Source organism: Pseudomonas sp. 5Vm1k, assembly GCF_056161485.1.
Genome location: NZ_JBSPCZ010000036.1, coordinates 1 through 8,118, shown reverse-complemented (window position 1 = coordinate 8,118; position 8,118 = coordinate 1). Strand labels below are relative to the sequence as shown.

The 8,118-nt window shown below is 61.6% G+C and carries 8 protein-coding genes; 1 reads left to right on the top strand and 7 read right to left on the bottom strand.

What is annotated here, in order from left to right:
• Positions 1–208: 208 nt before the first annotated feature.
• Positions 209–454, top strand: a complete 246-nt coding sequence (locus ACWIKB_RS33250) for a hypothetical protein (RefSeq protein WP_475271647.1) — start codon at positions 209–211, stop codon at positions 452–454.
• A 168-nt stretch (positions 455–622) separates the two neighbouring features.
• Here ACWIKB_RS33250 and ACWIKB_RS33245 read toward each other — a convergent pair whose 3' ends face one another.
• From ACWIKB_RS33245 to ACWIKB_RS33215, 7 genes are read right to left on the bottom strand one after another with little or no spacing between them, the layout of a single operon-like run.
• On the bottom strand, positions 623–2,068 hold the full coding sequence (locus tag ACWIKB_RS33245) for an FAD/NAD(P)-binding protein (protein WP_475271646.1): 1,446 nt from the start codon (positions 2,066–2,068) through the stop codon (positions 623–625).
• A gap of 13 nt (positions 2,069–2,081) precedes the next feature.
• Entirely contained in the window at positions 2,082–2,849 is a 768-nt protein-coding gene (locus ACWIKB_RS33240) for an ABC transporter ATP-binding protein (RefSeq protein WP_475271645.1), read from the bottom strand.
• Between the two features lie 3 nt (positions 2,850–2,852).
• On the bottom strand, positions 2,853–4,193 hold the full coding sequence (locus tag ACWIKB_RS33235) for an ABC transporter substrate-binding protein (protein ID WP_475271644.1): 1,341 nt from the start codon (positions 4,191–4,193) through the stop codon (positions 2,853–2,855).
• 25 nt (positions 4,194–4,218) lie between these two features.
• Positions 4,219–5,268 carry a branched-chain amino acid ABC transporter permease gene (locus tag ACWIKB_RS33230; RefSeq protein WP_475271643.1) on the bottom strand — a complete coding sequence of 350 codons (1,050 nt, stop codon included), beginning with the start codon at positions 5,266–5,268 and terminating at the stop codon, positions 4,219–4,221.
• A gap of 4 nt (positions 5,269–5,272) precedes the next feature.
• Positions 5,273–6,154 (bottom strand): branched-chain amino acid ABC transporter permease, encoded by an 882-nt coding sequence (locus tag ACWIKB_RS33225; protein WP_475271642.1) that lies wholly within the window; start codon positions 6,152–6,154, stop codon positions 5,273–5,275.
• On the bottom strand, positions 6,154–6,930 hold the full coding sequence (locus ACWIKB_RS33220; protein WP_475271641.1) for an ABC transporter ATP-binding protein: 777 nt from the start codon (positions 6,928–6,930) through the stop codon (positions 6,154–6,156). Before ACWIKB_RS33220 ends, ACWIKB_RS33225 begins: the two co-directional genes overlap by 1 nt.
• Positions 6,927–7,832, bottom strand: coding sequence for an AMP-binding protein (locus ACWIKB_RS33215; RefSeq protein WP_475271640.1), 906 nt, complete (start codon positions 7,830–7,832; stop codon positions 6,927–6,929). Before ACWIKB_RS33215 ends, ACWIKB_RS33220 begins: the two co-directional genes overlap by 4 nt.
• Between the last annotated feature and the right edge of the window lie 286 nt (positions 7,833–8,118).

Here is an 8,118-nt window from a genome sequence, read left to right as displayed (position 1 = left end):
GGCTTGCTCGCGAAAGCGGTGTAACAGACGATATTTTTGTTGAATGTCAGGCAGTCTTCGCGAGCAAGCCCGCTCCCACAGGGCTCGTGCGCGACACTAGGCCATGGATCAACGCTCTCGATATCGACTATGCGTCAGGGTGTTTTTTCATCGCCGCACTCCAGCACTAGAGTGGCGACATCTTCTTCCCACTCTCTGGAGCAACATCATGAAAAGCCTTATCGGTCTTAGCTTTGCCCTTACCGTCCTTGGCGCTACCTCGGCCATGGCCGCCACACAATCCATCGCTGCGGTGAAAGTCGGCCAGCCGGCGACCCAGAACGTCAACAGCGTCAGCATCGACACCGAACGCAAAGGCAGCGTCAACCTGCAGCAGAACGCCGAACAAGCCAAACTCTACGTCGCGGAAAACCGCCCTGAGTTCGGTTCGAAGTATCAGCGTATTGATTCTTGAGTCTCGCATAACAGGGGGCTTTTGTGGCGAGGGGGCTTGCCCCCGTTAGGTCGCGCAGCGGCCCCCTGCTTTTTTCACGTCACACCGAGTTGTCTGGTTTGCGGCTGCTGCGCAGCCGAACGGGGGCAAGCCCCCTCGCCACAAGTAATCATTTATCTCAAAACTCTCTTATGAGAGTTTTTTTGTGTCTCCCGCTAACCGCGCCGCCAAAGCCTTCGCCTGGCTCGCCACATCCGTCACCGCCGTACTTTCCCACCACATCCCGCGCAATGGCGGCCCCATGGCAAATAGCCGTTGGGCAACTTGTCCGTCGGCGTCCAGCACCGCACCATCCACCGCCGCCGCAATCCCCAGCGCCAATGGCCCCGGTTTGATCAATCCGCGCGTCAGCAACTGTTGCGGCAGCGGTCGGGCGACCCGGCGCCAGTCGTATTCGATGCCGCTGGAATTGATCAACGCTGCGCCGCTGACAATCACCGTTTCCGCTTCACCGCGACGGCGGATGCGAATGCTCACTTCACCGTTCACCGAAGGCGCCAGCCCTTTGAACGACGCTGCCTGAATCCGCAACCGCCCTTCCCCGTACAGCCGCGCCACCAACTCCGCGCTCAACGGTGGTGAGCGGTGGTGATGACTTTCCCACCACGGACGCACATGCCGTACAAACTGGCGGCGTTGCACGTCCGTTGCCTGATTCCACAACCGGCCGATGTGCGCCCGCACGGTGTCGAGCGGCGATTGCCAATCGATGCCTTGGGCGATGGCGTCCCGGCAATGCCGACGCAACTCACGCAGCAACTGCCGTGGCGTGCGAATGCTGTGATCCTCGGCCAGAAAGTCCACCCAGGCCGGCGGCTGCCGTCGCACATGCGGCAGCAACCCGTGACGGGAAAATACTTCGATCGGCCCGCGATGCCCGGCTTGTTCCAGCGACACCACCGCATCGACCATGGTCAGGCCCGAGCCAATGATCAACACCGTGGATTGCGGGTCGAGTTGGCGCATGGCCGCGACGTCCCACGGGTCCAGTGCCGCTGCATTCAAACCGCTGGATTCGGTCTGCGGCGTACGCGCGGCGGGAAACATCCCGGTGGCCAGTACCGCAAATGCGCCCTTTAACTGTTGCCCGTTACTCAAACTTAACCGCACTGAATCATCGAGGGTTTGCAGGTCAAGCACCTCGGCCCGCACGTGCTCGACAGTGGAACCGTTCAACGCGCCCACGGCTTGTGCTTCAGCCAAACGCTGCTGCACATACAAACCGAATAACCCCCGAGGCGGGAACAATTCGCTGACTGGCACATGTTGCTCGTCAGATTCGGGCCAACCACCGGCCGCAATGTACGTGGTCAGCCATTGGGTCAGGTCATCGGCATTGTCCGGGTCGACGCTCATCCGCGCCGCATTGCCATTTAGCGTATGGCCCAACTCGACCGCGCTATAGGCCTCGCCCCGGCCAAGCTCGGCCCGGGGTTCGATCACCAGCACTGCACGCTTGCCGGGCAACCGCAGCAACTGCGCCGCCAGCATTGCGCCGCTGAGGCCGCCGCCAATGATCAGGATGTCTGCATGGCGGATGGCGTCGTTCGTCTGTCCGCTGGGAGTTTGGTTCATGGCGTTCTCACGGTCAGTGTTTGCCTAGATAAAAGTCGTGCAAATCGCCCCGGGCCAGCAGTTCTTCGGCTGTTCCGGACAGCACCACGCGCCCGGTATCGAGCACATAGGCCTGGGACGCATACTTGAGCGCCACATTAATGTTTTGCTCGGCAATCAGGAAGCTCACCTGTTCGTCGCGATTGAGCTGGGCGACGATCTCGAAAATCTCCTGGACGATAATAGGCGCCAAACCCATGGAAGGTTCGTCGAGCAGTACCAAAGTAGGACGTGTCATCAGCGCCCGGCCGATTGCGACCATCTGCTGTTCGCCCCCGGACGTCAGCCCGGCCTGGGTCTTGCGCTTGGTTTTCAGGCGGGGGAACCAGGCGTAGATCCGCTCTAGGTCCCGGGCCAGATCCTGACGACTCAAACGCCGGACAAACCCGCCGCTGCGCAGATTGTCCTCCACCGTCAGTTGCGCAAACACGTGCCGCCCCTCCAGCACATGCACCATGCCCTGACGCACCCGCACACTCGGATCGACGCCCGCCGTATCGCGCCCGAGAAACTCGATGCTGCCGCGACTGACCTCCGCGCGCTCGGCCCGCACCAGCCCGGAAATCGCCTTGAGCGTGGTGCTTTTGCCCGCGCCGTTGGCACCCAGTAACGCAACGATGCCGCCCTTGGGCACTGTCAGCGACACCCCGGCCACGGCCAGGATCGCGCCGTCGTAGATCACTTCGATGTCCTTGACCTGCAACAGCTGCTGCGCGGCGTTATCCGTGGCGGCTTGGCTCATGGCTTATTCATCCCCGGTGCAGGTGCGTGGCGTCAGGCCTTTTTCCTTGGCGAAAGCAGCAGACTTCTCGTCGATCAACGGCCGCAGCAAAGCACGATCCGCCGGGATCCAGTCGCTGATCAGCGTCCAGTTGGCACCATCCCATTGCTGCACCCGCGCCGAGCCACCGCCCTCGTGATCCTTGCAGGACAGCTTGAGGTTCTGCATCAGCCCGAAGTAACCCATGTCCTTGAGCCGCGCGTCGTCGATGTTCAAATGCTCCAGGCCCCAACGGCCTTCCTCGCCATTAAGCGGACGTTTGCCAAACTTGCCCTGAGCGGTGCGAATTGCTTCGACCATCACCGCCGCATTCACCAGCCCGGAGTTGTAGTAGACGCTGCCGAAGTTCTTCAGGTCTTTGAGGTCGCTTTTGCCCTTGTCGAGAATGTATTGCTTGAGGCGTTTGTGGATCTCGAAATCGGTGCCGGCCGGGTATGGCGTCAGCGCCAGATAGCCTTTGGCAGCGGCGCCTGCGGGCAACACGTCTTCGCTGGAACTGGCCCAAATGTCGCCGACGATATGGTCCACCGGGAAACCGAAACGCGCGGCGGTCTTGACCGCCACCGGTGTCGACACGCCCCAGGTTCGCAGGAACACCCAGTCGGGGTTTAGCTGGCGAATCTGCCGCCATTGCGAGGATTGTTCGTTGCCTGGATCGGCCACCGGAATCTGGATGTTTTCGAAACCGTACTTCTCCGCCAACAGCTTCAACGGGCCGAGGGTTTCGCGACCGTACGCCGAGTCGTGGTAGACCGTGGCGATTTTCTTGCCCTTGAGTTTGTCGAAGCCGCCCTCGCGCTGGGCAATGTAGTTGATCAGGCTTGAGGCCTCGCTGTAGAAAGTCAGCATCACCGGAAAGTTGTACGGGAACACCGTGCCGTCGGTGGCTTCAGTGCGGCCGTAGCCGAGGGTGATCAGCGGGATTTTGTCGACCTCGGCCCGCTCGCTCAAGGCATACGCCGCCGGGGCGCCATTGGGGGAATAGATCGCCACCGGCGCGCCGTCCAGGCCTTTCTTGAAGCGCTCGTAGCATTCGATGCCCTTCTCCGCCGTCCACTCCGTCTCGCATTCCTGCCAGACCAGTTTCACGCCGTTGATCCCGCCTTCCACCTCGTTGATGTAGTTCAGGTAATCGAGCATCCCGGCCCACACCTGCACACCGCTGGAGGCATAGGCGCCAACGCGATAGGTGGCCAACGGGAAGAATTGCTGGTCCGGCGAGGCCTGAACCACTGGCACCGCAGTGCCGAAAACCGCCAGCGTCAGAGCCACGCCAAGCAGGGAACGTTTCAAGGATGCACGCATGTTGTCTCTCTAATAGGTCAGGAATTCAGAAGCGCAGCGGCCAGTGACTCAGCCGTTCACGAAGGTTGCCCAGCAGGCGGATCAGCCCTTCCGGTTCCTTGATCAGGAACAGGATGATCAACACGCCGAAGATGATTTTTTGCAGGTTCTGCAATTGCCCCGCGTCCACCGCGCCGCCGAACAAGGCTTGCCCGGCATGGCTGAGCAGGATCGGCAGCAGGCTGATAAACGCCGCGCCGACGAAGTTGCCGGCGATGCTGCCCATGCCGCCGATAATGATGATGAACAGGATCTGGAAGGACCGATTGATATCGAAGCTGCTGGCGCTGGCGGTGCCCAGGTAGGCGAAGGCCCACAGCGCCCCGGCGATGCCGAGGTAGAACGAGCTGACGGCGAACGCCAGGTGTTTGTAGCGCACCACCGGGATGCCGATCACCGCAGCGGCGGTGTCCATGTCGCGGATCGCCATCCAGTTGCGGCCGATCTGGCTTTTCACCAGGTTCACGGCGACCCAGGTCAGTAACAGCACCGTGGTCAGGGTCAGCAAATAACGCCCGACCGGTGTGTTCAGGTCATGGCCGAACAGCGCCAGTTTCGGCGCGGAAATGGTCCCGGACGAACCGTAGTTGTAGAACCAGGGGAATTTGACGAACAGCCATTCGAGGAAGAATTGCGCCGCCAATGTGGTGACCATCAGGTAAAAACCCTTGATCCGTGAACTCGGCAGGCCAAAGACGAAACCCACCACCGCGCTGATCAAACCGCCGCCGAGCAGTGCGATCGGCAAGCCCACCTCGGGCAGTCGCAACAGAAAGCCGTAAGTGGCAAAGGCGCCAACCGCCATGAAACCCGCCGCTCCGACCGAGGTCTGGCCGGTGTAACCGGTGAGTAAATTGAGGCCGAGCCCGGCCAGGGACAACACCAAAAACGGGATCAGGATCGCGTTCAGCCAATAATCGTTGCCGGTCAGCGGCACGATCACGAAAGCGATCAATAACAAGCCGAACAAGCCATACGGCACACGACGCTGGATCAACACCGATGGCGCGGTTTCGCGGGTGAGGGAAATCGACATGGGTTCAGACTCGCTCGATGGCGCGCTCGCCAAACAGGCCGGCGGGACGGATATACAGGAAGGCCAAAGCCAGGACGTAAGCGAACCACGGCGTGATGCCACCGCCGATCAGCGGACCGATGTAGACCTCGGCGAGGTTCTCCGCCGCGCCGACAATCAGCCCGCCGACAATCGCCCCGCCAATCGAGGTGAAGCCACCGATGATCAACACCGGCAAGGCCTTGAGCACCACCAGCGACAAGGAAAACTGCACCCCTTGGCGCGCGCCCCAGAGCAATCCGGCGACCAGTCCGACAATCCCGGCCACCGCCCAGACGATCTGCCAGATGCGGTTGAGGTTGATGCCGATCGACAGCGCGGCGGTGGTGTCATCCGCCACGGCGCGCAGGGACACACCAATCCGGGTCTTGTTGAACAACAGCGCCAGCACCGTTACCAGCACGATGGCGGCTGCGGCAGCGATCAGGTCGAATTGGCTGACCATCATCCCGCCGATGAAAATCGGCACGTCATCGATGCCCAGGTCCAGCGCCCGCACTTGCGAACCCATCAGCCCTTGGGCCAGACCTTCGATGATGAACGACAGCCCGAGCGTCGCCATGAATAAGGTGATCTGCGAACGATTGACCAAGGGCCGCAACACCAGCCGTTCGATCAGCAGCGCACCGATGATCATCGCCACTACGGTAAGCAACAGCGCCAGGGCAAACGGCACGCCTTGATCGTGCAGGCTGACGAAGGTCCGCGCGGCGAACAGCAGCATCGAGCCCTGGGCGAAATTGAATACGCCGCTGGCCTTGTAGATCAGCACGAAGCCAATCGCGACCAGGGAATACATGGTGCCGGCCAGCAAGCCGCCGAGCAGGGTTTCGAAGAAGAAGGTCATCAGTGCACCACTCCCAGATACGCCGCGATCACTTCCGGATCGGCCTGCACTTCGGCGGGCGTGCCGTCGCCGACCTTGCGCCCGTAATCCAACACCACCACGTGGTCGGACAGGCCCATGACCACGCTCATGTCGTGCTCGATCAACACCACGGTGGTGCCGAGATCGCGGTTGATGTCCGCAATGAACCGCGCCATTTCCTGCTTCTCTTCAGCGTTCATCCCGGCCATTGGCTCATCGAGCAGCAACAGGCGCGGGCCGGCGATCAAGGCGCGGCCCAGCTCTACGCGTTTTTGCAGGCCGTAGGACAGATTGCCCACCGGCACATCGCGATGGGCTTGCAGTTCGAGGAATTCGAGAATGCCCTGGGCCTGTTGGCGAAAGTCTGCGGCTTCACGCCGGGCGCGCGGCAGGTTGAGGGCTTGCTCGATGAAGCTGCTGTGCAGGTGCCGGGACAGGCCGGAGAGGATGTTGTCGATCACGCTCATTTTCTTGAACAGCGCGTTGTTCTGGAACGTGCGACCAATGCCCCGACGCGCGGCGGTCAGCGGGTCGATGCGTTTGAATGGTTGCTGCTCGAACACGATCGAGCCGGCATCGAAGCGGTACACGCCGTTCAGCACATTGAGCAGCGAACTCTTGCCCGCGCCATTGGGGCCGATCAGTGCGCAGATTTCGCCCCGACGCACGTCGAAGGACAAGTCGTTGATCGCCTTCACGCCTTTGAACGACAGGGAAATACCGCTGACTTGCAGGATGGAATCGGTCGAGCTCATGCGATGTCCCGTTTGAATTCGGCGAGCCAGGTCGGCGCGGGTTGAGCATCGGGCGTGCGAGTGGCTTGCCAGATGAAATGCAGGTTGTGGAAGCCCAGCAGTCGGCGAACGCGGTTCTTGATCAGGCGTTGCAGGGGTTTTTCCGGGTGGGCGATGGCCCAGTCGCACAGGCGTCGCCGCCAGGTGCCTTGGGTTGCGAGGCGGCTGTCGATTTCGTCGGCCAGGCGTTGCAGGCGTTCGGCGGATAGCAGCAGTCCGGAAGGCGCGACTTCCCGCCGATCACGGCTGGCACTGCCGGGGCTTTCCGGGAAGGCCAGGGACTGGCCGCTGGCCAGCCATTGGTCCAGTAGAACGGTGAGGCCGTCCTGCCATTGCGTGCCCTCTTCGCTCCAGAGCTGGGCGCTGTTGACGCCAAGGCGCAGGCGTTGCGGCGGTTCTACGGGGCCGAGCAGCTCATTGAAGTCCAGCAGCGACTGGCCGTGGTTGAGCCACAGTTGCCGGGTTTGCCGGTCCTGAATGAACGCGTGGGTCGGACGGCTGCGCCACAGCGCTTTGTGCAATGACTCGGCGTCGAGGGTGTCGGGCAAGGTCAGCACCTGACCGCCGACATGTTGAGCGGCCAGGGCCAGCAGCAACAGATTCGGCTCGAAGGCACCGCTCAGGGCCAACCGCGAGTCTTCGGTAAAGCCTTGCTGACGCAAACCATCGGCCAGACGCTCGACATCACGCAAGGCATCGATCCAGCGCCAGACAAACCACTGACAGTGGCGCTTATGCCGAAGCGCCGTTTGCAATGGACTGACCTGTCCCCAATGGCGCAACTGCTCCAGGGCCTGGGGCGCCTTGACCTGCCATTGGGCGGTGTCCGCACTGGGCGGACGCTTGAGTTCATGCACGCTCATGGGTTGACCTCTATGTCATGGGCAAAAGCGTGCGGTGGTCCGCCGGGCTGAAATCTGTAAAACGACCACGATCCAATTGTGGGAGCGGGCTTGCTCGCGAAAGCGGTCTGTCTGGTGACACTGATGTTGAATGTCCCGGCCTCTTCGCGGGCAAGCCTCGCTCCTACAGGGGATCTTTGTTAGGCCGGGATTTTGTGTACGACCCGGTCACCTGTGGGAGCGGGCTTGCTCGCGAAGAGGGCGTGTCAGTCGCCATCATCGTTGTCTGACACACCGCTTTCGCGAG